The following is a 26,167-nucleotide window of genomic DNA, read 5'->3' as shown; positions in this document are numbered from 1 at the left end:
GTCAATGAAATTTTTATACACGAGGTTGGTTGCACTTGCCGTGCTTGCGAACGTGGTAGGATCGGCTTCGGGGCAAACGGGAAGGGATACCGTGGATATGGGCAGATTGCAGGACAGCGTAATCGCTGCTGTGACCCAGGTCCGCATCCCTGTACAAAGCGATGCGGTATCCTTTGCCGAGGCGCTATCGGGAAATGCTAAGATTCAGGTCACGGAATCCGGTGTTGTCGGTTCAGCGCCGCAACCGATGATCAGGGGGATGCATAGCATCCATTTAAATGTCACACCACACGTCTTTGTCGATGGGGTGCCGGTTCGGTATAACCGGGCGCTCCCGTCGTTTCTTTCCATATTCGAGCCTACGCGATTCAGTTTCGTTAACCCGCACGACATCGGTGCGATCTACGTGGCCAATGGTGGGGAGGAACTCGCCGAAATCGGTGGCCGGGGCGCAAACGGAGCCATTTATATCACGACCGAACGGGGTGAGTTTGGCGGCACGCAAATCGACTTTACGGCAAATTACGGTTTGTCAAACGCAAACTATCGGATAGACCGCATGGGTGCCGACGGGTTTAAGCGTTATCTCTGGGAATTCATGCGTGAGAACGGTGCGTCCGATGCCGAGCTGGCGGCAAATCCGGTATTCGATCCGGCTTTGCCGCAATATGCCTATCATACGGACTGGGTGGATATGATTACGAGGAATGCAGCGTTCAACGACTACCACCTGAAATTGAAAGGGGGCGATGCCGATGCGAACTACCTGTTCAGTGTAGGTTACACCGACAAGGAAGGAACGCTGATCGGTAATGATCTGCAGCGCATCAGCATGCGTTTTAACCTGGATTATCAGCTATCCCAGAAATTTAAAATTACCAATAACTTATCCTATGCCAACACGACGGCGGGTTACCTCGAACAGGGCAGCAATTGGGATGTCCATCCCATTTATGCGGCGGCAACCAAGGCACCTTTCATGGAACGCTATGCCTACACGGATGACCACCAGCCAACCAACCTGCTGGCCGGTGTCGATCTATTGGGAAAAAGCAATCCGTGGGCATTGGTAAGCAATATGGCCAACGACAACGAGGAAAACCGCGTGGATGGTTCCATCAGCGCCACGTGGCAGGCCGATGAGCGTACATCGTTGACGTCCGTGATGGCGGTGAATTACTTCAACCTGAAGGAGAAGCAGTACCGGCCTGCATTGGGCATCGTCAACGACCGCCACCGTATCCGACAGAATGCACAGCGATCGTCCAGTGAGTTTACGCTCCTGTGGAATACCCATCTTGATCGGAGGGGCACGATTGCCGACTGGGCACGGTATACGGGGCGTGCGGGAGCCTGGGTGGAACTGTTTGAGGAGAAAGCCGTCTACGCGCGGAAGATCAATGCCGGCACGGACGATTATGAAACCTTGGAGCAGGGAACGGTTGACAGTGCATCCAATAGTAAGTTTCAATCCAATCTGATGCGGTTCTACCTGAGTGGGGATTTGCGGATTTTGGATCGCGCGACGCTTTCGGCCAACGTGAATCTGGAAGGTACGTCCAATTTCGGGCCGCGCGGCCGCTGGAATGTTTACCCAGGCGTCAGTGCCGCGGTGGACCTGCTGCGGCCAAACGGCGTAAACAAAATGCAGTTGCGAGCTTCCTGGGGCCTGAGTGGCAACCACGATGTGCGCGGTTTTTATCATTACAATCTCTATTACCCCGTGGGGTATTTCGGATACGGCGGGGCTTACTTAGGGAACGTTGCCAACGCCGATATCGGTCCCGAAATCACCAATACCGTAGATGGCGGGATATCGGCCACGTTATTCCGAAATCGCGTTACGGTTGACGCGGGCTATTATTACAAGCGGACGCACGATCTCATTACCTCCAAGGCCTTACCTGTCGAAATTGGACTGGGACCTCAATTTGAGAACCGGGGTGTCCTGTATTCGGAGGGGCTGGAGCTCGCTCTGAATGTAAGTCTGCTGCCAGACGCAAGCCGGTTTTCGTGGTCGGTCTTCGGAAACCTTTCTACGCTAAATACGCAGTTGGAATCGCTGGCAAACGGGGAAGTGATCAAGACGTTGGGGAATGTCAACGGCGTGGCGCTGACCGGTTATGGGCTTGGTAGTTTTTACGGATACCGCGTCTTGGGTGTATTCGGTTCGGAGGAAGACGTTTACCTGAATAAGGCCGACGGAACAAGCTATCGGCCGGGCGATTACATCATCGAAGATGTAAACGGGGATTCGAAAATTAACGAGCAGGATCGGCAGGTCATCGGGTCGGCATTACCCAAACTCTTCGGCGGGTTCGGAACCACGGTGGGATGGGGGCGCCTTTCGATGAGTGCACAGTTTGCCTATGCTTACGGGCAGGATGTTTACAACAGCTTTAACCAGCGCATGCATCTGATGAGCGATTATTCCAATCAGTCGCCCGCGGTTGCCGGACGCTGGAAATCCGCAATCGAGCCAGGGGATGGGTTGAGCAGGGCGGCCTATGGCGATCCTTCTTTCAATGGTGTCGCATCGGATCGCTGGATAGCCGACGGCGGTTATCTGCGACTGAAGCATGTGACCCTAAGCTATGAAATCGATACCGAGGCTCACCTCCGGTTTCTGCGTGGGGTCAAGCTCTTTGTGACCGGGGAAAATCTACTAACTGTATCAGGTTACAACGGCTTGGATCCGGAAGTGGTTTCCTACAGCGATCCGTTGATGCGGGGGATTGATTTCGGGGCATCGCCTTTGTCCCGTACGTTCGTAATGGGTGTTAAATTGTCGCTTTAACCTTACATGATTGTTAGCATGAACCCGACATGATTAAAATAATGTTATTCACCTTCGTGCTTATTTCAAAAGGTGTTCATGAATGCTTCGCATTTAAGCACATAGGCAATGATTATTTTAATCATCAAAGGCTCCATCTGACAACTGAGAAGTAAAAATAAACAGATGAAATCAGTTATGAGAAAATTACTATGGATCGGCCTTATAGCGTTGTGCGGATGCTCCGACTTTTTTGAAGTCACCCCCTACAACGCCATTGAAGAAGAGGAATTTTACAAGAACCGGGAAGATCTGAACGCCGCCGCTATCGGCATGTATCAGTCCCTGTCAAAAGAAGTGCACAAATTTCTGCTGTGGGGCGACGCCCGTGCGGATATGGTGACAACCGGACAGCCGGAGCCGGATCCTTATGTCAACGAGTTTGTACGGAACAACGTAACGGTGAACAACCCGTATACCGACTACTCGGGTATATACGAGACGATTGCGCGCTGTAACCGGCAACTGGAACGGGTGTACAGCGTCAAGGAGCTGGACGATAAAATCCTTGATCGGGATGCCGGAGCATACTACGGCGAGGCCTTGCTGCTTCGAGCCTATTGCTATTATCTTCTGGCAAGGACTTTTGATCGCTTTCCGATCATTCGCTCTGACTATGCCGAGGAAATCCGTTTTGTGAATGAACAGGGCGACACGGTGTCCCGGTCGACCATGGCCTTGTCCATTCATGAAATCCGGGGGCTGTATCAATTCCCGGAAAATAAGCAGGAAGTGTGGCTGATGATTTACAACGATGTGCTCACGGTTTTGGGAATCCTGCCGCTGAACTATCAATGGGATCGCAATAGTCTGCCTGCCCAACAGCGATACGGACGGGTATCCCAGCCGATGGCCGCTACGTTCGCCACGGAACTCGCTTTGTGGCTTGGCGAATACCAATCGGCATCGGCCTTTGCCAATTCCCCCGTGCTGAATAATAATCACGGCCTGGGAACTTCGGGTAACTGGATTAACCAATTTACCGGATCTTTTGCGGCGCAGCATTCGATGTTCTTGGCGGGCTATCAGTATGAAAGGAGCTTTGAGACGAACCGGCTTCAGGAATTTACGTCACCGATTCCGGGTGATGGAGGGCGATATCATCTCAAGCCGGTTTCGCACGTTATCGATACGGTATTTTCTTATGAAGGGCCGGACATCCGGACGGATTTCAGCTTTAAGGTAATCGGCCAGGATACGGTCATTTGGAAATACATCGGTATGGACAACGTGTCGTCCAGGCGCCCGCCCTATCAGAGCAGTGCGAGCTGGCACTTTTACCGTAGCGCGGATGCGTACCTGCTCAAGGCGCTGGCCGACCTGATGTTGAACGATTATTCCTCTGCATTTAATTTTCTCAATATGGTACGGGAAGCAAGGGGGCTGCTGCCGCTGTTACCCGAGGAGACGGACTACACCAACAAGACCCTTATGATGGAGCTGCTTTTCCGGGAACGAGCGAGGGAATTTGCGTTCGAAGGGAAGCGCTGGTACGACCTGATGCTTTGGTCGAAATTGTCCGGCGAAAACAAGCTGGCACCGCATGTGGCGTCAAAGTACTCGCCGGAGATGGGGGGACAGATCAGAGATAAACTGCAGTTTGAACAGAACTGGTACATTCCGGTCGATCCGCTGCTTTGGAAATAAAAAGATGGCTATGAATACGAACGTCAAAAAAGTAACAACCATGGGGATTTCTATCGAAGAAAAATACGCCGTTCAGCGGGCTGCGTCTGTCGGTTTACTGCTGTTATTTTGTGCGATTGCCATGCTGTTTTCGGGATGTTATAAGGAGCAGCATTTCGGTTTTCCGGGTCCGTTTGATGAGGAGCAACAGTTGCCGGACAGCTTGCCTTTCCCTTTTGATCCGAATCGGGAGGCCGGGATATGGTTAATGCGAAACGGTGTGCCTGATCACGAACGGGTATTATTCAAGGGATATACCGATTTTTATCCGGCGGGCGATACGCTGTCGTGGGTGCCTGAATCGCAGGGAATGCGCTTGATTCCACACCGGAATTACTATCCGATTACCAACGCGGACCATTTCGGTGGCAATCCGAACAGCTATCAATTCAATTGGGTACACAGCAAATATTTTGTGCCAGTGGGCCCTGGAAAGAGTTTTTATATGTATACGAAGCTGACGGTCGGTACGTTTGCGGGGACTGCCCTTGGCTTGGTTCTGGGGAAAAACTGGGAGACCGGACAGGATTTTGTGTTGGGTATGGATGGATTTTCAGCGATCGCGCCGACTTTTTTCGTGAACCTATACGGAACGACGGTGAACGTGGACCCTAACCAAGGATGGCCTACGGTGAATGAAGTGATTGTGCCGGGCGTTCCCGCGGAAATTGAAGTGGTGATCCACGACAGCTTTTTTTATGTGAAGGTTAACGGGACGTTGTGTTTTCAGTTTAAGCTGCCGGGGGAGACATTTTATTTTACCCCGCACATCAGGCCCTGGCGGAATTTTGTCACGGTACACGATTATTATATCGAAAGCATGGACGCCTTTTCGGTGGATTATGCCATGCACGAGCAGGAGCAGGGCTACAACCGTATACAGGCGCCGGCATTGGCACAGGCAGCAAACGGTGATCTTTTGCTCTTCGCTGAAGGGAGGTCAAATCCGCGCTCCGCAATTGAACGCGTAGCGCAGCAGACCATGCCGGCGGGAAACACGGATATCATCCTGCGCCGATCTACGTCGCAGGGTACTTCGTGGGAAGCGCCACTTTCGGTGGTTGCCGGGCAAGGATCCGATCAAACATTTGCGTTCCCGCAGGTAGTGGCGTCCAACGACGGTCGGATCATTCTTCATTACAGTTCATTGGCGGGGTACGAAGAGAGCGGAAGATATACATACGATACAGGCCAACAGCGTGTTTACCAGGTAATTTCAAGTGATGACGGGCAAACATGGTCTTCGCCGACTGAAATTACCGATTTCCTGAAAACCGATGCGGGGTATTTGAGGAACGGCCCGGGCCACGGCATTCAGCTGGTCTCGCATGCATTTAAGGATCGGTTGGTCATGCCGGTCGCGTACGGCGATCGGCAGGTGCGCGTTGCACTTTCCGACGATGGTGGGCAATCGTGGCGGCTGTCGGAACCTGTATCCGGCAATAACCGCCTTTCCGGTGCGGTCGTAGAGCTTGCCGATTCCCGGTTAATGATGGTGCTTGGACATAACAATACGGCACCCCGGAACAGACTTGTAACCTTCAGTAGCGATGGCGGCGAAACGTGGGCCGCCCCGGAGAACCTCAGTTCAACCGTGGGTACCGGAGATTTCGGGCACATGTTCCATGCAGCACTGGTCCGGTCGGTGGATGGAACTGTGCATTTGATCACGCCCACTAACCGGGAATCCGACACCCAAACCTATAACGGTCCGGCTTACGGGGTCACACCCACCTTGTTTTCGAGCGTAGACGGTGGCCGATCCTTTGAGCAAGGGGTACCCCTGTTCGACCGACCGACGTACCGCACCTACAGTTCACCGATCGGCGCGATGGACGCCGTGGCATTGAGCGATGGAACTGTGGTCGTTGTGGGTGAAGGCGGCGTGGAAAGCCCCAGGGAAGGGATAGTAGTTTATCGGAAATAAAACGAATACGAGTATGAAAGGACTAATCGCGGAAACAGAGACAGACGGGTTTTCACCCTTTCGTGCAGGCAAGAGTTCGCCGGATTCCCGGTGCCAAGCATCCATGCCAGCGTCATTCGATCGATTACCATCGGTTCAACCTGGCTTAGGTAACGGACAGCGCAGAGTAAGGACGCAATTGTGATTATCGCTATCTTGCACGTCCCGAAAGGCAGTGACAAGCAAAAAGTTGAAATTTGATAAGGTTTAAGTTTATTATGAGAAAGAACATGTTAGGAATGAATTCAGTGGCAATCGTCGTGTGTTTGTTGTGTTTGCTACCTGTTGAACGAGCTACTGCCCAAGAAGGTATAAAAGTGTTTGAACCGAAATCGGGAGCATACTCATCGACGCGGATCCCTGCTTTGGTACTCACCAAAAAGGGGACACTCCTCGCCTTTGCAGCCGGCCGGATTGAAAGCGCGAGCGACTGGGCCGATATGGATCTGCTGGTACGGCGAAGTGAAGATGGGGGAAATACCTGGGGACCGATACAGGTTGTGGCCGAACGTGCGGGCAGTAAGCCGACGGACAATCCAACTCCGATTGTCGGGGCCGATGGTACGATACACCTGCTATACCAACGTGATTATGCCTACGCCTACTATACGCAGTCGACCGACGACGGACTCACGTGGTCGCCGGCAGTCAATATTACGCCGACGTTTGATGCATTTAAAGAGGATTACGACTGGAAAGTGCTGGCTCCTGGACCGGGCCACAGTATACAGCTTGAAAACGGCCGCCTGTTGGTTCCCGTTTGGCTTGCCGATTCTGATAAATTGAAACCGCATCGGAGTCACCGGCCTTCACGGATTGCCACCATATACAGCGATGACAACGGAAAAACCTGGCAGCGGGGAGCTCTGGTGCCCGATGCCGAAGGATTTAAAAATCCGAGTGAAACCATGGCTGTAGAGCTTCCCGATGGCCGCGTAATGCTGAGCATTCGAAACGAGTCGGAAAAAAGACGAAAAGGCGTAAGTTACAGTAAGGATGGAATTTCGGATTGGACGACGCCGAGCTATGACGAAGGATTATTCGAACCGATTTGTATGTCCAGTATCCTCGCGACACCCTATAAAGGAACCGATTACCTACTCTTCTTGAATCCAGACAGCGAAAATATCCCCAAGCATCCCCGTCAGAATCTGACGTTGAAAGTAAGTGCGGATAACGGGAAGACCTGGCCCGTGGAACATGTGGTCAATGCAGGAATTTCAGGGTATTCAGACCTTGCCATTGGACCTGATGGCACAATCTATTGCTTGTTTGAAACGAAGCTTAACCCTAAGGATAGCTGGTCGTTGGTATTGAAACGGCTTACGCTGGACAAATTGGTTAAATAATCAATAAGATAATTTTAATAATTATTTGGAACTGTCAAAAAGTATCTCCTATATTTGTTGATATGTTCTACATAAATACCAATTATCCAAAATAAATTAATTGAGCTATGAGGGGTGTTTCATTGTTTATTATGGTCCTTTGCGGCCTGGTATTTTCGAGCCAGAAACTAGCCGCACAGGATCGAAGGGTGACAGGTACCGTCGCTGGGGCTGACGGCAAGCCTTTGCCCGGGGTGACGGTGTCGTTGAAAGATACGGATCTGGAAACGACTACCGACGAGCGGGGTGTTTTTTACATAAACGCACCATCCAACGGGGGAGTCCTTGTTTTTTCGACGATCGGATTTGAAACGAAGGAGGTGACCATTCCGGTGTCGAACGAAGTAACCATTACGTTGGCTGAGGCGAACGAAAGCCTGGATGAGGTCGTAGTGGTGGGATATGGAACCCAATCCCGCCGAACCATTACGTCCGCTATTACAAAAATCGGCGGTGAGGCCTTGCGGGATATTCCCATCAGTACGGTAGGAGAGGGCCTGCGGGGCAAGGTTGCCGGCGCGCGGGTGTATCAATCCAACAACACCCCGGGCGCCGATGCGGTATTCCGGATTCGAGGCGGCTCTTCGATCAATAAATCGAATGATCCACTGGTGTTGGTAGACGGGGTAGAGCGCGCATTCTCCGGTATTAATCCCAATGATGTTGAATCCATTGAGGTGCTGAAAGATGCGGCCTCGACGGCCATCTATGGGTCTCGTGCATCCAACGGGGTCGTCCTGATAACGACCAAGCAGGGATCGGCTTCACAGGCGCCGCGTATTACGTTTGATGCAAGCCTGGCGCACCAACAACCTGAAACGCTGATCGATTTTATGAACGCCAGGGACTATCTAAATACCGTGAGACCGGCCGTGGCGTTGAGTCCAAATCCGCAGTACAACAGTGCTTCTGGATATTCGGCGAGTTCCGGCAACGATGAAAACTCACTCTATTCGACTCGCTACCTGCGGGATGGCGAAGCCGTGCCCGCAGGCTATAGTTCCATGCCGGATCCGCTAGATCCCAGCAAAACACTGATTTATCAGGATAACGATTATCAATCACTCATGTACCGCGACGTGCTCTGGCAAAATTATTACTTGGGCATAGACGGGGGAAATGAATTTCTTCGCTATGCAGCCAGTGGCGGATATACGGATGACGCCGGGGTTGCCTTAGGTACCGGTTATGCGCGTTACAGCGCCCGTGCGAAAGCAGACGTGAAGATATCGGACCGACTGAGTTTGAATACGGCGTTCGACTTTTCGTCGACGAGTTCAAGCCAGTTTGAAAATCAGATGAATGTAATCGCCCGCGGCCTGGCTACGCCGCCGACACAGAAAGTATATTATGCAGATGGTCGCCCAACACCCGGTTACAATGCGACCTCGCCCAATCCGGTTTGGTGGGATTATACCCGCGATGTAGCAAACAAGGATCGTCGGCTTTCCCTGATCGGTGGACTGAACTACCGGATTCTGGATCAGTTGAAGGCCAATGTTCAGATTTCGAGTTATAATCACGTTACGCAATACGATTATTTTGAAAAGGCGCATGAGTTCAGCGGATTGCGGACTACCGAGGCCGAATTCGGTGAGTTGGGAAGAACCAAGCTGGACGCATATCTTTCCTACGATGACACCTTTGGGCGTGCTCATTCCTTGTCTGGGATGGCGGGCTATTCCTATCAGGTGACTGACAACAAGGGGTTTTCAGCCAGTGCTACCGGTGCCAGTTCTGATAAAGTCCCCACGTTGACAGCTGGGCCGAACAAAACCGGTGCCGATAGTAAGTTTGAGAAGGAAGTGCTCATCGGCTATTTCGGACGCCTTTCGTATGACTACCTGAAGAAGTACCTGTTGATGGCCACGTTCCGGGTCGATGGGTCTTCGCTGTTTGCGGCAGAGAACCGCTGGGGCTTTTTTCCGGGGATATCGGGTGGCTGGGTGATTTCAGACGAAAATTTCCTGCAGGACAGCCGTGTCATCAACTACCTGAAGCTACGGGCCAGTTACGGGCAAACCGGTAACAACTCCATCGGGCTGTACGACGCATTGGGCCGGTATGCAACCGATGCGCGGTATAACGGGAATGCGGGTATCGTGCCCACGACCATGCCGAACAGGGACCTGACTTGGGAAACCTCGACGCAACTGGATGTTGGTTTTGATTTCGGTTTTGTCAATAATCGGATCTCGCTGAGTGCAGATTATTTCAATAAGGTCACGGAGGATCTGCTGTTTAGCATGGAACTGCCGAACACATCGGGATTCGATAATGTGCAAACCAACGTCGGCAAGGTGCGCTTCCATGGGTTTGATTTGGAGTTATCATCAAGGAATATCGAGACAGACGCGTTTTCCTGGGATTCCAAGCTTACCTGGAGCTTTGTGAAGAATAAGGTGCTTGAATTGCCGGATAACGGGCGCGACCGGAATCGCATCGGAGGGATCACCCTCGAAGATGGAACCGCTTATGGCGGTACAGCCGAAGGCGAGCCCCTGTACCGGTACTACGGCTATGTGGTAGATTACATTTTGCAGAATGCGGAGCAAGCGGCCAATGCGCGCTACGATGAGCGTGCCCGGGGTTTTGACCCGGCAGATGGGCAAAGTGTGCGCGGCAGAAAGCTGCCGGGCGACTACGAATGGAAGGATCGGGACGGGGATGGACGGATCACGGCCATGGATCAATTTGAGCTTGGGGTTACCGTGCCGCACACGACCGGAGGGTTGAATAACTCCTTTTCCTATAAGAACTTCAGCCTGAATGTATTTGTGGATTGGGCGTTGGGCCATTCAATTAACCACAACGCGTACATGCGCTATTTCATGAACACGTTCGCTAACAACTATACGATTGTAGATGCGGTAAAGGAAACGTGGAAGCAAGAAGGCGACCAGACGAAATATGCCCGGTTTACCGCCAACGACCCCGATGCGGGCAATTCAAATTTCTCGAGGACCTCCGATGTATTCAATTACAAAGGCGATTATCTGTGTTTGCGGGAAGTAACCCTGCAATACCGCATGCCGGAAAAAATGTTCGGTAAGTTGGGCATCAAAGACTTGACGCTGACGTTGTCCGGAAACAATTTGCACTACTTCTCGGCCGTGCAGGGGACTGGTATTTCGCCCGAAGTAGGGGCGGCCACCACCTATTCCAATGCCAGCGGAAATGCCTATTACAACTATCCGCCGATTAGGAGATTCTCGATTGGGGCCAAAATAACCTTATAAATCACAGCGTCATGAAGAATAGTCGATTTTATTATATCTATATAATGGCTGGCTTGCTAGGACTACAGGCTTGCCACGATAAACTGGATGTAGACCAGAAAAGTGCCATTACGGCGAACTCCATGTGGGAAGACGAGGGGGATGCCCAGGCAGCCGTTTACGGGGTGTACAACAAGATGCGCTCTGCATTTTCCGATGCCTACATTTTCTGGGGAGAGTACCGTTCCGGTTTATGGGGACCGGGTCTTGCTACCAACGCTACCTATAGCGATCCGTTTACCAACCAGTTGAACGCAACGCACGCCCATGCCAATTGGCAAAATTTGTATACGACCATCAACGATTGCAATCTTATCTTGAAATACGTACCGGACATTCCTTTTGTCAATGAGGCGGACAAGAATAAGGTACTGGCCAATGCCTTGTTCGTCCGTGCATTTTGTTACTACTGGATTGGCCGGGTTTGGGGCAATGCTCCCGTGCTGTTGAATGGTTTTGAATCGGGGCAACAAGAGGATTTGTATCCGTCGCGCGATCCGGCTGACCGCGTGTTTGATCAGGTTCGAATGGACCTGGAAACGGCCAACTCGCTGATGCCGGAAGATGTGACGGACCGGGATATGGCGTCAAAGGCAGCGATCAATTTGCTGCAGGCTGACTATTATTTATGGATGGCAAAAGTGAGGGGAGCGGGCACTGCGGCGCTGAACCAAGCAAAGCAGGCGGTTGACGCTGTGTTGAACAACGCGGGCTACGCGTTGATGTCGGACTTTTCTAGCGTATTCAGCAGTGAACTCAACCAGGAAATTGTATTTGCATGGAGCTACGTAATGGATGAATATACCGGCGGCTATCCGGCAGATCACTTGGTGCCTTTGCAGTACATATCGACACAGTATGTCGAAAATCCGATCAAGGTAGGGAGCCATCAGCAATGGATCTTTTTGACGGACGACTACAAAGCATTTCTTTCCGAAAACGAAGACGATCAACGGACCAACGTGAGCTTTCAGACCTTTTTTGATGCGCCAAAAAACGCGACCTTCCAATGGATCAATAAATACGCAGGAAGCTGGGAAAATCAGACGCGCGTTTTTGATGCCGATATTGTGGTCTATCGGTATGCCGATGCATTGCTGATGAGTGCAGAGATTGAAAATGCGTTGGGTAATTCTCCCTTGGCCGTGGAACGGTTGAATGCCATCGCCAAACGGGCTTATGACCGTGAAAACTTTTATTCTTCCGCGCTTTCACCGGCTCAGGTGGATCGGCAGATCTTGACCGAGCGTAAAAAGGAGTTCGTCTCCGAAGGAAAAATATGGTGGGATTTAATCCGTTTCGGCGTTGTGTTTGATGAAGTGCCCAGCCTGGCAGGCCATGAAGACGAAGCGCACATCCTGCTTTGGCCTGTACACAACAATTCCATTAATACGAATCCAAACATCAAGCAAACGCCCGGATATTAATAGCCTATGTGCAGGCTCGGAAACAACATAAAAAGGGGATGGTTAGGAGCCGTGCTTATTGTATGGCCGCTAAGCGATGCGATCGGGGGTAAGGCAACGGATCAGGTTCCTCTTGACCGGTTCAATGTGCTCTTTATTGCGGTAGACGATCTGCGGCCGCAATTGGGATGTTATGGAGATTCCATAGCGATTACGCCCAATATCGATCGATTGGCAGCAAGAGGTATGGTTTTTAACCGGGCGTATTGCCAGCAGGCCGTTTGTGCACCATCCCGGGCTTCGGTATTGACAGGCCGGCGGCCGGACGTTACAAAGGTCTGGGATTTGCAAACGCATTTCAGGGAGGCGCTTCCGGATGCGGTTACCTTACCACAGTATTTCAAAAAGCAGGGATATGAAACCCGGGCCGTCGGTAAGATTTACCACGATCCAAAAGATGCACAGGACCCGGTTTCCTGGTCGGTGCCCGAAGTGCTGTCGGTAACCGATGAAGCAGGCGGTAAATATGTCCTAAGCGAAAACCTCGCTTCAAAACGTTCGTGGAAGGCCGCGGCAACGGAGTGTGCCGAGGTACCTGACAGCGCCTACGTAGACGGAAAGGTACGCATAGCTGCCGTGGAGGCTATACAGGCAATGAAGGATACCAATTTCTTCTTGGCGGTGGGATTCAGACGGCCCCATCTACCGTTTTCGGCGCCAAAGAAATATTGGGATCTGTATAAAAATGTTGCCATTCCCAAGCCTACCCAGCCCATGCCCCCGACAGATGTTCCGCAGCTTGCTCTGCATGACGGTGCAGAACTTCGGGGATACACCGACATTCCGGATGTCGGGCCATTATCAGGGGAACTCGTCGAGCAACTGCCCCTGGGCTATTATGCCAGCATCAGTTTTGTCGATGCCCAGATCGGCCATTTGCTGGATGAACTGGAACGGCAGGGATTGCTCGATAAGACGATTATCGTGCTATGGAGCGATCACGGTTTTCACTTGGGCGAACTGGATCTTTGGTGCAAGACAACGAATTTCGAATTGGACACACGCGTGCCGCTGCTGATTTCGGTACCCGGCACGCCCCATCGGGGAAAGCACACGGAAGCCGTTGTCGAGTTAGTCGATATTTACCCGACTTTGGCCGATTTGGCTGGATTACCCGCGCCCCGCGAGGTAGACGGTGTTAGCTTGAAACCCTTGCTGGCCCGGCCGGGCAGGTCGTGGAAAAACAGGGCATTCAGCCAATTTCCGCGCCCTTGGATGTATACGGATACGCCCAACGTGATGGGATACAGTGTGCGGTCGGAAGCGTATCGGTATACGGAATGGCGGAACATCGGTGACAGCGCGGTGATCGCATCGGAACTTTATCGGTATAACGGGATCGGTATTGAAACCGAAAACGTGGTTGCGCAGCCCCGTTATCGAAAGGAATTGCGGAAAATGCGTGCGTTATTAGATTCGATGTGGAAGAAACGGTACTAGCATGCGACATAAATCTTTAACGCAATTCTGGCCGATGCGGACAAACCGAACAGCCCGTTTGAGAACGCTCATGCCGACAGTCTACGCCAATCAGGTGTCAGATATGGAAAAACCAGGTAACGTAAGGCACGTTGAATATGATTCCGCACAAGGTGGTATCACACAAAAAATAAGGTATATGCAACGGAATGTTTTAATAGCCCTAGTTATTTTTTTGCTCATAAGTGCTGTAAACAGCAAGGCATACGGTCGTATTGAATTGCCGGCAGTAATGGGCAACGGGATGATTTTGCAGCAGCAGGCAACCGTGCCGATCTGGGGAACTTCGGATGGTACTTCCATAAGGGCTACAACTTCATGGAACGGCAAAGAGTATCATGCCAAGGTAGGTGACAAGGGGAGGTGGCGGCTGATGATCGAGACCCCGAAAGCTGGCGGCCCGTATGAGATTTTTCTAAGTGACGAACGTGATAAAAGGGTGATAACCGACGTGCTGATCGGTGAAGTTTGGCTGGCTTCGGGTCAGTCCAATATGGGAATGCGGGTAGGAAATCCACCTAGAGACACGGTTTTGCATGCCGGTAAACTGATTGCGGAAGCGGGCAATCCGCTGATCCGTCTATTCCGGGTACCGGTAAAATCCGCGGTCCACCCGCTGGACAACTGTGATGCGGAATGGACGGCTCCCGATTCGGCATCGGTAGCAGCGTTCAGTGCGGTTGCTTATCAATATGCCTTGAACTTACAGCGTGAGCTTGGTGTGCCGGTCGGCATTTTGCAATCGGCCTATGGCGGTACCCAAGTGCAGGCATGGATGGACTCAACCACGCTGAACAGTTTTCCCGAATTGGCCGATCAGCCCGTACCCGGGAAAATTACAAAAAATACACCGACCGTGCTATTCAACGCGATGATCAACCCCATTCTGGGATATGGTATCAAAGGCGCGATATGGTATCAGGGAGAGGGAAACCGCGCCACGGCCAATCGCTACGAAGATTGGTTTGTTGGAATGGTAAGCGGATGGCGGCAACGCTGGAATCAAGGAGATTTTCCGTTTTACTATGCACAGATTGCTCCCTATAAATACGACGGAAAGCAACAGTCGGCTTACCTGCGCGAGGCTCAACTGGCAGCCGCAACAAGCCTATCGAATGCCGGCATGGTAGTCACCATGGACGTGGGTTCCGAACAGACGATCCATCCGCCGGATAAGACAACCGTCGCCCGGCGTTTGTCAGACCTCGCTCTCGCGGAAACGTATAAGCAGCAGCGGGGGGAAGTGCAGAGTCCGGTGGTTAAGCGCATCAAGTGGAAAGGTACGAAGGTGCGATTGTATTTTGACCACGTCGCGGATGGATTAACCGATTCAGGAAATGGGCTGCATGCGTTTGAGCTGGCGGGCGACGACCGCGTATTCTACCCTGCCGAGGCACGTATTGTAGGAAAGCACATTGTTGAGGTGCGCTGCGAAGAAGTCCCTAATCCGGTGAGTGTACGGTACGCGTTTAAGGATTGGGTACGAGGCGATTTATTTAATTCCGCGGGATTGCCTGCCTCGTCCTTCCGGACGGATAATTGGTAAAAAAGATGAGGGTTTAGCTAAAAAATTCACTTAATTTATATAACTATATACGATGATTAGAATACAGGGTCTTATTGCTGCTACATTTGCGACATTTCATGCCGACGGTTCGCTCAACCTGGACGGGATACCCCCTTTGGTTGAGAAACTGGTAGACGACGGATTAAAAGGGGTGTTTATCTGTGGCACAAATGGCGAAGGACCGAACCTGACGATTGAAGAACGGATGGCTGTGGCGGAAGCGTATGTTGCATCGGCAAAAGGAAGGTTGTTGGTGTTCGTGCATGTGGGCCACACGTCGATCGCCGAATGCCGCAAACTTGCTGCGCATGCAGCGGAAATCGGAGCGGATGCCATTTCTGCGGTGGCCGCGTTTTACTTCAAACCGGTTAACGTGGCGAATCTGGTAGATAGCATGGCACAGATAGCTGCTGCAGCACCTAACACTCCATTTTATTATTATCACATCCCTGCGTTGACCGGCGTTGGTATGGATATGGTGGATTTTCTCCGCCTCGGGGAGGAAAAAATACCGAATTTGGCAGGTATCAAATATACGGCGGCGACCATCCACGAATACCAGGCATGCTTGAACTTTAAAGATGGCAAATTTGACGTGTTGTTCGGCTATGACGAATTGCTGCTTCCCGCACTTGCTGTAGGAGCAAAGGGGGCAGTCGGCAGTACCTATAATTTTGCGGCTCCGCTATACCTGCGTGTCATGGAACTTTTTGAGCAGGGTGAGTTACACGAAGCGCAACAACAACAACTGCTGCTTGTCAATATGATCCGGGAGATGGTGAAGTTTTCACCCATACCCGCCCAAAAGGCGATTATGGAAATGATCGGGATGGACCTCGGCCCCTCACGCCTGCCGTTGGTGTCACTTTCCGGACAGGACAGGCAATTACTGCAATCCAGGTTGGAAGCCCTTGGTTTCTTCAATGCCTTGAAGCAGATTAAACCGGTGAACGATCGCGCATGAATCATTTGACACCTGGAAAAAACAGCTGGATAGTTATGATGGCATTGACGATCGGACAGGGCTGCCAGCCCGCCGGATCAGCACGTATTACATGGGAACAAGCCACACAGGTACCGGATGCCGTCGGTTTTGCGGGTGCCTACGCGGGGGTCAGCAACGGACATCTGCTCGTGGCCGGTGGAGCAAATTTCCCCGAAGGGACACGGCCCTGGTCGGGCGGCACCAAGCAATGGAGCGATAAAGTTTTTGCGTTGGCCGAAAAGGACGGGGAATGGAAGGAAGTTGGCCGTTTGCCGCGGCCGATGGGATATGGCGTATCGGTAACGTGGCAAGACCAAATAATCATTTTGGGAGGCGCCGATCAATCGACGCATTATGCGGACGCCTATTTGCTTCGGTATGAAGCGGGAAAGTTGATCACGGAAAGACTGCCTGATCTGCCTGCACCGAATGCCAACGCCTGCGGGGCTTTGTTGGATGGGGTTCTTTACGTGGCGGGCGGATTGACTCACCCGGCCGATACATCTGCTGCACTCACCTTTTGGTCGCTCGATTTGAACCGCCCCCGTACGGAATGGAAATGGTCCGTGCTGGAAAGCTGGCCCGGGCCTTCCCGGATGTTGAGCGTAGCCGGTGTTTTGGACAATGCGTTTTACCTGATGAGTGGCGTGGCGCTGCATGTACCGGAAGGCGATTCGCTGGCCCGTCGCACCTATTTAAACGATGCCTATCGGTATGCGCCGGGACGCGGTTGGGAGCGCATCGCGGATCTACCGCACGCCGTCGCTGCAGCCCCGAGCCCGGGCTTTTCATGCAATGCCGACAAGCTATGGCTATTCGGTGGCGACGACGGTAGTCTTGCCGACCGGAGCAGCGCGCTTCAGGACCGGCACCCGGGCTTCCGCAAAGACATCCTGTCGTATGAAGCAGGATCAGATTCGTGGCAGGCGGTGGGCGAGATGCTTACGGATAAGCAACCCGACCCGGAGAATCGTCCCAATGCCAGTACCTGGGCGCCAGTAACCACGCCGCTGGTGATTTGGAACGGACAGGTAGTTCTTCCGATGGGCGAGGTGCGCCCGGGTGTCCGTACCAACCGCGTGTTGATGGCTACACTAAATAAACAACAACCATGAAAAAAGCACTGAATACCCAATCCTGGTATCCTTGGGTACTGGTCGGCGTACTGTGGATCGTCGCATTCCTGAACTACCTCGACCGGATTTTATTGACCACCATGCGCGACCCCATTGTAGGCGAGTTCTCACTGACAGACGCCCAGTTCGGTTTGCTTACCTCCGTGTTTCTCTGGTCTTACGGGATATTCAGTCCGTTTGGTGGCTTCCTCGCCGATAAATACAGCCGAAGAAATGTGATCATTTTCAGTGTCGGGGTGTGGTCGCTGGCTACCGTATGGACTGGCTATGTGTCTTCATTTGAAGAAATGATTGCCGCACGGATCGTGATGGGGATAAGCGAGGCTTTCTACATTCCTGCGGGGCTGGCATTAATTACCGACTACCACCGCGGAAAGACGAGGTCGTTGGCTACCGGACTCCATTTCAGTGGGCTTTATACCGGATTGGCCCTCGGAGGGGTCGGAGGCTATATCGCTGAGCTGTGGGGATGGCGCTACGGATTCCACATCTTCGGAATTTTTGGTTGCGTCTACGCACTGTTGCTGTTATTCCTCTTGCACGATCGAAAAACAGATGACGTCGTTGTTGCCGATGGCGAGCCAGCAGGTTCGGTAAGGCTGGGAGCGTCCATTCGGTCGTTGTTGAATGAACGTTCTTACCTGGTTTTGCTGGTGTATTTCGTCGTTTTGGGTATCGCCAACTGGCTGATTTATGCGTGGCTTCCTACTTTCCTGAAAGACCGCTTTGCATTGGGACTGGGTGAGGCAGGCATATCGGCTACCTTATACCCCCAAATTGGGTCATTTATCGGCGTGGTGTTAGGCGGGATCTGGGCCGATCGATGGTCCAAGGCGAATCCCCGGGGGCGGATATTGGTGATTGTGCTGGGTTTTACAGTAGGTGCGCCGGCATTGATCTGGATGTCATGGACGAGTGTCTTTGTCATAGCCATCCTGGTGTTGTTGCTTTTCGGCATTGCCCGGGGGTTTAGCGACGCGAACCTAATGCCGGTCGTAAGACAGGTTGTCGACAGCCGTTATGCCGCTACCGCATATGGAATTCTGAATTTCCTGAGCACCCTAGCAGGCGGACTGATGGTTTACGTGGGCGGCGCGCTGAAAGACGCCGATATAAAATTGTCGGCTATCTATATTGTCGCCGCAGGACTTCTTTTATTGGGAACATGGGCACTTCTGCTTGTTAAGGTAAAAAGGGAATCGTAACCATGAGTGGGATTGAACAGTTGACGGCGGTGACTTGCCGGGGAAATTGGGGAACGTTGCTGTTGCCTATTAATGCAGACGAATCGATTGATTTCCATAGGTTGTCTGCCGAAATGGATGCATTGATCGCCGCACGGGTAGATGGTATCTATTCCAACGGAACAGCCGGCGAGTTCCACACGCAGACTGAAGCGGAATTTGATCGCGTAAATGAGTTGCTGGCTACGAAGTGCCAAGCCAGTAACATGCGATTTCAGATCGGAGCATCGCATCCCGTTCCGGTAACGATGGTGGAGCGCATCCGGCGCACGAAACACCTGAATCCGGCCGCATATCAGGTTATCCTGCCCGATTGGGTTCGGGTTACGGAGAAGGAGGCCATTGATTTCCTGACGAAAATAGCAGCCGAAGCAAGCCCCATACCCATTGTATTGTATAACCCACCGCATGCAAAGCACGTGCTGCAACCGGAACAATACCGTGCTTTGGTGGAACGTGTCCCCACACTGATCAGTATCAAATTATTGGATGGCGATGATAACTGGTACAAACGGATGAATCCCGTCGCGGAGAAAGTGGCGGTTTTTGTGCCCGGACATCATCTGGCTACAGGCGTTTCAAAGGGCATTGCCCGGGGTGCTTATTCCAATGTTGCCTGCCTAAACCCGTGGGCGGCACAACGGTGGTGGCAATTGATGCAGGCCGATATGAACGAAGCATTAGCCGTTGAACAGCTTATTCAACAGTTCTTTGCACGCTATATCGTTCCGTTTGCCGAACAGGGATACAGCAATCCCGCATTGGATAAATTGCTGGCTGCTGTGGGCAATTGGGCAGATGTTGGGACACGACTGCGTTGGCCATACCAATGGATATCAACGACGGACGTGTCCCGTATAAGGCGAGCTGCTAAAGAAATGTTACCGAAGTGGTTTCTTGAGACGGGATCCTGAAAGGAAACAAACTGGACCGAATTAATAATTATACCGTTCCACGGAAGCAATCTGGTTACCTTCCTTGGTGAACACCAATACCGGTTGGTAACTGTCGGCTTCCGTTTCGGTAACCTTAAAGAAGCTGAGGATGTGTACCGTGTCGCCTACCTTGGCATGTAATGCTGCGCCGCCATTCATGCAAACTTCGCCGCTGCCGCGTCTGCCGGGAAGCACGTAAGTCATGATGCGACTGCCGTTGATCGCGTTGTTAATATATACCTGTTCGTATTTTTTGATTTGCGCTGCATCCAATAGATCAGCATCTACCGTGATCGATCCATTGTATTCAACGTTTGCCTCGGTTACTTTAACGGTGTGGATTTTTGATTTTAAAATAGTTAACTCCATTTGTTGTTATTGTGTTTTTTTAGTTTGATTGTCATGCGGTCCGGACATAGCTTTCAGCGTGCTCGCACGTCTCCAAAAGAAACGACTGTTCGTGTTGAATCACAACATGCCGCTGATAATGGCAGTCGAACGTAAACCGATACGGCCGGGAAAGGTCTATCCCATCATGGGGCTGACAACGCACCTGATAATCGATCCGGCCATCTATCCCATACTTGACTACCAAGAACGTGCCAGTTTCTGTATCTTGTTCAAGCACGTACCAAGCGCCCTCACCAATGCCGCCTAACCATTGGGCACTTGCAGGTATGGATGCAGGTCTTGTTGGCTCTGCGGTATTGCCCGGATGGCGGTCGCAGGGGAGTTCCTTCGCTTTGGCCGCCGATACGTTGTGAAGCAGTAAATCGATTTGGAAGTGAAGCGATTGCCAGCGGGTCATCCGCTTGGACGTCAAATTGCCCCGGTGGTAGCAATACACCACCTTATCCGGCGACGCATTCACCACATTGCTCATCGGACTCGGTTTGAGGCTTTCGGGAAATTTTACCCGTTGCTTTGCCGGGTTTCCGGTTGCCCACCCGGCTAGCAGTACCTGGGCAACAAACCGCGAGCAGCTGTTATTGCCTTTGGCGACGGCCCCGTAAGGAATGGGCCCTTGATTCACCAGGTGTTCGGCAAACCGTGCGGCTTTTCCGTAAGAGAGGCTGTTGGCGATAGAAAAGAAAAGCCTGCCGCCTCCATGGGTGGCGTTTTCTTTCTGATGGAGTTCCGTTAGAATTTCCTGTAAATTTTGAAGGGTTCCATGCGCGTCGATCTGCGCACGCGTAGCAAGCGCCAGCCTTGGGTCGGATGCTGCCGACCGTGCCCGCCCACATCCACGCGGCGTGATGTACCGACCGAAATCATAATAATTCAGTAATCCATTTCGATGGTTTACCAATACGATTGCAGCGTGGCCTACCTTAAAGTTCAGGTTTTTTACAATTCCAACTCGTTTCAGGACGGCCATCCACTGTTCATCTCCACGTGCAGTTTGGTCAGGCCAAGCAATAACTAATGCTAAGTCTCGGTATTCTTCCAACGTATCCTCCGTTCACTACTTTTTCATCCAACTTGCGTTTTCATCCGCACGATTTACCTCTATCTGCAATGAAACCTGCGTCCGACCACTGCTGCCGCAAGTTGATCACAGATTTCACTGGCAGTGAAGTAACCCTTAGAATCTGTAAAGAATTGGGAATTTCGGGTCCTGCTTGAGGAAAGATAAATTTAATCATCATATTGTCATAGAAATTATCATTTTTGTAACCCAGATATTGCTAACGTGATAAAACCGTAACATGAAACATCTTAGAGCAGATATTGGCCGAATGCCTTTTATTTTTATCCTTGTTTTTGCCATCGTTGGCATAAGCTCTTGCAACAAGCGCAGTGGCAAGCCAAGGATATTGGTGTTCAGCAAAACAGCTGGATTCTATCACGAATCCATCCCAGCGGGTAACGAAGCCATACGCAAGCTTGGCGAAGAAAACGGATTTGAGGTAGATACCACCACAAATGCCGCATGGTTTACCGAAGACAGCCTGAAAAATTACTCGGCGGTGGTATTCCTGAGCACGACGGGTGATGTGCTCGACTATCGTCAAGAGGCAGCATTTGAACGGTATATTCAGGCGGGGGGAGGTTTCGTAGGAATCCACGCCGCATCGGACACCGAATACGATTGGGGTTGGTTCGGCCGTTTGGTTGGGGGGTATTTCGAAGGTCATCCCCATCCCCAGGACGCGAGCTTCCATGTACTTGACACCAACCATATGGCGACCAAAGGGCTGCCCGCAACGTTCCGGTATAACGACGAATGGTATAATTTCAAGAAGCTTCATCCGGACAACAACGTATTGATCACCATTGATGAAAAAAGTTATGAAGGGGGGAAAAACGGTGAAAATCACCCAATGGTTTGGTACCGTGAATACGATGGGGGCCGTTCATTTTACACCGCATTGGGACATTCTTCGGAGTCCTTCCAGGATCCCCTCCACCTGAAATTGATAGCGGGCGGGATTAAGTATGCAATTGGCAAAAACCAAAAGCTCAACTACGGTAAGGCAAAGACGCAGTTGCCACCTGAGCGGCAGCGTTTTACCAAAACACAGTTGCACCAGGGAGGACTTTTTGAACCTACTGAAATGGCTATATTGCCAAATTTTGACATCCTGATTGCTCAACGGCGTGGTGAATTGATGTTATATAAGCAGGAAAGCCGCACCGTGGAACAGGTTGGTTTCCTAAACGTATATCACCAATCCGGCGTACCTAACGTGAATGCCGAGGAGGGGTTCATGGGATTGGCCCTCGATCCGGACTATGAAAACAATAAGTTTATTTATGCTTTTTATAGTCCCGTGGATACATCGGTAAATCGATTGTCGCGGTTTGTTTTTGATAACGGCAAACTTGATTTAGCGTCAGAGAAGGTGGTTCTGCAGTTTTACTCGCAGCGGCAGATTTGCTGCCATACAGGCGGTTCCATTGCCTTTGGAGGCAACGGATTACTGTATCTGTCTGCAGGTGACAATACCACGCCTTTCGATCAGCCGGATCCTTCCAAATACAAAAATCACGGATTTGCACCGTTGGACGGGCGACCGGGCTATGAGCAATATGACGCCCGTCGGTCATCAGGCAATACCAATGATTTGCGGGGCAAAATCCTGCGTATAAAAATATTGCCCGATGGCAGTTATGAAATACCGGACGGCAATCTTTTCCCCAAAGGGACCGATAAAACCCGGCCGGAGATATACGTAATGGGTAACCGTAACCCTTACCGGATTTCGGTTGATCAGAAAACCGGCTATCTTTATTGGGGGGAAGTGGGGCCCGATGCAAACAACGATAGTCTGAGCACACGCGGTCCACGGGGTTACGATGAGGTAAACCAAGCGAGGCAAGCAGGGTTTTTCGGGTGGCCGTTATTTGTGGGCAATAACTACGCATACCGTGCCTTTGATTATACAACCGGCCGATCCGGCGAAGCGTTTGATCCTGAACGACCGGAAAACAACTCGCCCAACAACACCGGACTGACGACCCTTCCACCGGCACAACCGGCCTTTATCTGGTATCCCTATGCGGCATCGCCAGATTTCCCGCAGGTAGGTACCGGCGGCCGGAATGCAATGGCGGGCCCCGTTTATTACACCGACAGGTTCCCGGAAGAAACTCGTTACCCGGATTACTACAACGGTAAGTTGATTATCTATGATTGGATCCGGGGATGGATCAAGGCAGTCACCATGCAGGCTAACGGCGATTTTGACAAAATGGAACCTTTTATGGAGGGCGAGTCGTTCGCGAACCCGATTGACATGGAGGTGGGTAAGGACGGCAGGTTGTACATCCTGGAATACGGCAGGGGCTGGTTCGCTAAAAACAAAGATGCAGGTATCGTGCGGATCGACTACCTCTCGGGTAACTTGCCTCCACAGGTAGGCGAAGTGAGGTTGGAGAAGAAGAACGGTTCGGTTCCATTTACCATCCATGCTACCGTAGAAGCTACCGACCATGAAAACGATAAGCTGACTTATACCTGGAAAATCGGGGAGACCATCCAGGAGACAGCGGATCCGTCGATCACGTATACACTGGATCGATCAGGGGAATATCCCGTAAGCGTCACGGTGAGTGATCCATCAGGTAATCGGACCGAATCAAATCCCGCATCGATCTATGCCGGGAATGAGGAGCCGTCTGTTGAAATTATTTTGTCCAATACGACCGGCTTCTACACGCCGGGAGAACGCATTGAATATGAAGTGAAAGTGGATGATCATGGTCGGGAAATCGATCCGGCTAACTTGGTAGTATCGGTGGATTATGTAAAAGGTACGGATCTCGCCGGCGCTTCATTGGGGCACCAACAGGTATCTGAACTTGTTTTGGGCAGGAGTCTGATGATGGCGTCGGATTGCCAGTCTTGTCACAAAATATCAGAAAAAAGCGTGGGTCCTTCGTTTATGCAGGTAGCCAAAAAATACCAGGGCCAAAAAGATGCTACGTCTTACTTGGTGGATAAAGTTTTGAATGGCGGAAGCGGCGTTTGGGGAGAAGTTGCCATGGCCGCGCATCCGGGCATGAAAGAAGGCGAAGCTAAGCAAATCGTTCAGTGGGTACTGTCGCTCGCAGATGATCAAGCCGCAAAACAGAAATCGCTGCCCGCCAAAGGCGTAATCGTAGCTAAAAAGTCGGATGCAGGTGCTGAAGAAACGGTGCTACGCTTCCACGCCCAATATACAAATACGCCCGGCATGGGAATCCGGCCATTGCCCGGATCGAAGACGGTGGACTTGAAGTTAGCCCCAAAATCAGCTGACTGACGTTGGCTGATGGGGTATGACCGTTAAGGGTATGGTGGCCGGGGGTCGCCCCAAAAAAGGGGGGTGGGCGGCTCGCGGATAGTCCGCTTGTGAGGCTCAGACTACTTTGCAAGGAACTCAGTCGTAGCGATAGCAATACAATCTGCGATCATCGTCTTTACCACAAAGCAGGTAGTTGGCTTCATTGCCCACGAGCGGGCCATAGTAGGACAGTGGACCGCACCCCGTCGGCAAGCTATCGACCGGGCTGTTTTGGGGCGGATATTCATCGATGCCAGCGTTTGCCAAGTTCGCGCGGTTACTCCGAATTTGGAGACGCCTTCCCCGACCATCGAAAGAAAGAATGCGATTGCCTGCTTGTACGTTGATCCGGACGTCGCCGTTGTTCTCATAGGCAGGTGTGGCGCCGCTCTCGGTAGCTCTTTGCGGAAGCTGTAGCGAAAAGCCTGGTAACGGATCCCCCTCGTTGTCGATGCGGTATAACCGCTCGGCGGTGGTGAATAGCAGACTACTGTCGGGAAGCTGGTGTATTTTGCCTACGATGGCACCCGGAAGCTGAGCGTTCCATAATTTTTCGCCATTTGCCGAAACCGCATACAGAATGTGATACGCATCCTGCACCAATACAAACCGGTGGGCATCGTTCAGCAAAAAGACAGCGGGTTCGTTTGCCGGCTCCGCGTTTAAGTCAAAAGTCCATAAGGGAACGGCATGCTGAGCGGTTGCATCTGCTGCCGATGTATCCACATCGGCAATTTCCCCGCCTTCTTGCCAAAGCTGGTCCTTCTTTTCCAGATTCGAGAAATAGACGTACGAGGTGACAACGATGGCAATGAACACAACCGAAGTGATGATGATCAGATTCCTCATTCTTACAAACTTAGTTAAAAAGCCATGCATTCGTGAATATCAATTTAAAAAAACGGCTTCTTGCCGGGCCAAACAAGGTTGTTTTCCCTTAGTAGCAGTATCTTGCATATCCACCTAATTATCGTTATGTTTGGCAAAATAATCTGACATAAATTGGCCTTCAATACATCAATTGAAAAATTATCGACGAATGAATAAACGGATTATACTCACCGCTTCCTTTTTTGGCCTGACCGCTGTGGTACTGGGAGCTTTTGGGGCTCACGGTTTGGAAGGCAAAATCAGTGAAGACCACCTGGAGACCTGGGAGACGGCAGTCGATTACCAATTTTACCACACCGTAGCTTTGTTATTTTTAGCTACTTTCTCACGGGCAAAAAACAGCTACATCAGATTTTCCTTTGTTACGTTTACCTTGGGGATTTTGTTGTTTTCCGGGTCCTTGTATCTTTTGAGTACCTATTCAATCACCGATTTCGGGGCGCCGACCATTTTAGGTCCTGTAACCCCGGTGGGGGGATTGTGTTTCATTCTGGGGTGGACGGGCCTATTTATTGCCACCATAAAAAACAAGGGATAGACC

Annotated in this window: 17 protein-coding genes; 14 read left to right on the top strand and 3 right to left on the bottom strand. The window is 51.5% G+C overall.

The features are described from left to right. Positions 1-4: 4 nt before the first annotated feature. From ACFQRK_RS21055 to ACFQRK_RS21000, 12 genes are all read left to right on the top strand, one after another. Entirely contained in the window at positions 5-2,797 is a 2,793-nt protein-coding gene (locus ACFQRK_RS21055; RefSeq protein ID WP_379010161.1) for a SusC/RagA family TonB-linked outer membrane protein, read from the top strand. 177 nt (positions 2,798-2,974) lie between these two features. Continuing rightward, positions 2,975-4,483 carry a RagB/SusD family nutrient uptake outer membrane protein gene (locus tag ACFQRK_RS21050; RefSeq protein WP_379010160.1) on the top strand — a complete coding sequence of 503 codons (1,509 nt, stop codon included), beginning with the start codon at positions 2,975-2,977 and terminating at the stop codon, positions 4,481-4,483. 10 nt (positions 4,484-4,493) lie between these two features. Further along, positions 4,494-6,449 (top strand): exo-alpha-sialidase, encoded by a 1,956-nt coding sequence (locus ACFQRK_RS21045; protein ID WP_379010158.1) that lies wholly within the window; start codon positions 4,494-4,496, stop codon positions 6,447-6,449. 257 nt (positions 6,450-6,706) lie between these two features. After that, positions 6,707-7,837, top strand: coding sequence for an exo-alpha-sialidase (locus ACFQRK_RS21040; RefSeq protein WP_379010156.1), 1,131 nt, complete (start codon positions 6,707-6,709; stop codon positions 7,835-7,837). A 107-nt stretch (positions 7,838-7,944) separates the two neighbouring features. After that, entirely contained in the window at positions 7,945-11,115 is a 3,171-nt protein-coding gene (locus tag ACFQRK_RS21035; protein ID WP_379010154.1) for a SusC/RagA family TonB-linked outer membrane protein, read from the top strand. A gap of 11 nt (positions 11,116-11,126) precedes the next feature. Next, on the top strand, positions 11,127-12,581 hold the full coding sequence (locus tag ACFQRK_RS21030; RefSeq protein ID WP_379010152.1) for a RagB/SusD family nutrient uptake outer membrane protein: 1,455 nt from the start codon (positions 11,127-11,129) through the stop codon (positions 12,579-12,581). 6 nt (positions 12,582-12,587) lie between these two features. After that, the gene (locus tag ACFQRK_RS21025; RefSeq protein ID WP_379010151.1) at positions 12,588-14,060 is read left to right on the top strand and encodes a sulfatase; all 1,473 of its coding nucleotides are present in this window, start codon (positions 12,588-12,590) and stop codon (positions 14,058-14,060) included. Positions 14,061-14,238: 178 nt separating this feature from the next. Continuing rightward, on the top strand, positions 14,239-15,645 hold the full coding sequence (locus tag ACFQRK_RS21020) for a sialate O-acetylesterase (RefSeq protein ID WP_379010150.1): 1,407 nt from the start codon (positions 14,239-14,241) through the stop codon (positions 15,643-15,645). A gap of 52 nt (positions 15,646-15,697) precedes the next feature. Beyond that, positions 15,698-16,630 carry a dihydrodipicolinate synthase family protein gene (locus ACFQRK_RS21015; protein ID WP_379010148.1) on the top strand — a complete coding sequence of 311 codons (933 nt, stop codon included), beginning with the start codon at positions 15,698-15,700 and terminating at the stop codon, positions 16,628-16,630. A 35-nt stretch (positions 16,631-16,665) separates the two neighbouring features. Beyond that, positions 16,666-17,766: a galactose oxidase gene (locus ACFQRK_RS21010; RefSeq protein WP_379010146.1), complete on the top strand. Its 1,101-nt coding sequence runs from the start codon at positions 16,666-16,668 to the stop codon at positions 17,764-17,766. After that, on the top strand, positions 17,763-18,992 hold the full coding sequence (locus ACFQRK_RS21005) for an MFS transporter (RefSeq protein ID WP_379010145.1): 1,230 nt from the start codon (positions 17,763-17,765) through the stop codon (positions 18,990-18,992). The genes ACFQRK_RS21010 and ACFQRK_RS21005 overlap by 4 nt, the downstream gene beginning before the upstream one ends. Before the next feature lie 2 nt (positions 18,993-18,994). Next, positions 18,995-19,945 carry a dihydrodipicolinate synthase family protein gene (locus tag ACFQRK_RS21000; RefSeq protein ID WP_379010144.1) on the top strand — a complete coding sequence of 317 codons (951 nt, stop codon included), beginning with the start codon at positions 18,995-18,997 and terminating at the stop codon, positions 19,943-19,945. A gap of 21 nt (positions 19,946-19,966) precedes the next feature. Here the strand turns inward: ACFQRK_RS21000 and panD are convergent, their stop codons facing one another. Both panD and ACFQRK_RS20990 read right to left on the bottom strand, forming a co-directional pair. Further along, positions 19,967-20,335 carry an aspartate 1-decarboxylase gene (gene panD, locus ACFQRK_RS20995; RefSeq protein ID WP_379010142.1) on the bottom strand — a complete coding sequence of 123 codons (369 nt, stop codon included), beginning with the start codon at positions 20,333-20,335 and terminating at the stop codon, positions 19,967-19,969. A gap of 31 nt (positions 20,336-20,366) precedes the next feature. After that, on the bottom strand, positions 20,367-21,416 hold the full coding sequence (locus tag ACFQRK_RS20990; protein WP_379010141.1) for a DUF6695 family protein: 1,050 nt from the start codon (positions 21,414-21,416) through the stop codon (positions 20,367-20,369). A gap of 259 nt (positions 21,417-21,675) precedes the next feature. Here ACFQRK_RS20990 and ACFQRK_RS20985 point away from each other — a divergent pair, with 259 nt between their 5' ends. Further along, positions 21,676-24,714, top strand: coding sequence for a ThuA domain-containing protein (locus tag ACFQRK_RS20985; RefSeq protein ID WP_379010139.1), 3,039 nt, complete (start codon positions 21,676-21,678; stop codon positions 24,712-24,714). A gap of 117 nt (positions 24,715-24,831) precedes the next feature. On the opposite strand, the gene ACFQRK_RS20980 is transcribed toward ACFQRK_RS20985, so the two are convergent. Continuing rightward, positions 24,832-25,584 carry a hypothetical protein gene (locus ACFQRK_RS20980; protein ID WP_379010137.1) on the bottom strand — a complete coding sequence of 251 codons (753 nt, stop codon included), beginning with the start codon at positions 25,582-25,584 and terminating at the stop codon, positions 24,832-24,834. Positions 25,585-25,774: 190 nt separating this feature from the next. On the opposite strand from ACFQRK_RS20980, the gene ACFQRK_RS20975 reads away from it, so the two are divergent. After that, positions 25,775-26,164: a DUF423 domain-containing protein gene (locus ACFQRK_RS20975; RefSeq protein ID WP_379010135.1), complete on the top strand. Its 390-nt coding sequence runs from the start codon at positions 25,775-25,777 to the stop codon at positions 26,162-26,164. Positions 26,165-26,167: the final 3 nt, after the last annotated feature.

Source organism: Parapedobacter sp. GCM10030251, from assembly GCF_042666505.1.
Taxonomy (GTDB): Bacteria; Bacteroidota; Bacteroidia; order Sphingobacteriales; family Sphingobacteriaceae; genus Parapedobacter.
This window is presented reverse-complemented; position numbering and strand designations above follow the sequence as displayed.

Excerpts from the sequence above, each read along its gene's own strand:
- ACFQRK_RS21055 (WP_379010161.1), top strand. The coding sequence starts at position 5 with ATGAAATTTTTATACACGAGGTTGGTTGCACTTGCCGTGCTTGCGAAC.
- ACFQRK_RS21050 (WP_379010160.1), top strand. The coding sequence starts at position 2,975 with ATGAGAAAATTACTATGGATCGGCCTTATAGCGTTGTGCGGATGCTCC.
- ACFQRK_RS21045 (WP_379010158.1), top strand. The coding sequence starts at position 4,494 with ATGAATACGAACGTCAAAAAAGTAACAACCATGGGGATTTCTATCGAA.
- ACFQRK_RS21040 (WP_379010156.1), top strand. The coding sequence starts at position 6,707 with ATGAGAAAGAACATGTTAGGAATGAATTCAGTGGCAATCGTCGTGTGT.
- ACFQRK_RS21035 (WP_379010154.1), top strand. The coding sequence starts at position 7,945 with ATGAGGGGTGTTTCATTGTTTATTATGGTCCTTTGCGGCCTGGTATTT.
- ACFQRK_RS21030 (WP_379010152.1), top strand. The coding sequence starts at position 11,127 with ATGAAGAATAGTCGATTTTATTATATCTATATAATGGCTGGCTTGCTA.
- ACFQRK_RS21025 (WP_379010151.1), top strand. The coding sequence starts at position 12,588 with ATGTGCAGGCTCGGAAACAACATAAAAAGGGGATGGTTAGGAGCCGTG.
- ACFQRK_RS21020 (WP_379010150.1), top strand. The coding sequence starts at position 14,239 with ATGCAACGGAATGTTTTAATAGCCCTAGTTATTTTTTTGCTCATAAGT.
- ACFQRK_RS21015 (WP_379010148.1), top strand. The coding sequence starts at position 15,698 with ATGATTAGAATACAGGGTCTTATTGCTGCTACATTTGCGACATTTCAT.
- ACFQRK_RS21010 (WP_379010146.1), top strand. The coding sequence starts at position 16,666 with ATGATGGCATTGACGATCGGACAGGGCTGCCAGCCCGCCGGATCAGCA.
- ACFQRK_RS21005 (WP_379010145.1), top strand. The coding sequence starts at position 17,763 with ATGAAAAAAGCACTGAATACCCAATCCTGGTATCCTTGGGTACTGGTC.
- ACFQRK_RS21000 (WP_379010144.1), top strand. The coding sequence starts at position 18,995 with ATGAGTGGGATTGAACAGTTGACGGCGGTGACTTGCCGGGGAAATTGG.
- panD (WP_379010142.1), bottom strand. The coding sequence starts at position 20,335 with ATGGAGTTAACTATTTTAAAATCAAAAATCCACACCGTTAAAGTAACC.
- ACFQRK_RS20985 (WP_379010139.1), top strand. The coding sequence starts at position 21,676 with ATGAAACATCTTAGAGCAGATATTGGCCGAATGCCTTTTATTTTTATC.
- ACFQRK_RS20980 (WP_379010137.1), bottom strand. The coding sequence starts at position 25,584 with ATGAGGAATCTGATCATCATCACTTCGGTTGTGTTCATTGCCATCGTT.
- ACFQRK_RS20975 (WP_379010135.1), top strand. The coding sequence starts at position 25,775 with ATGAATAAACGGATTATACTCACCGCTTCCTTTTTTGGCCTGACCGCT.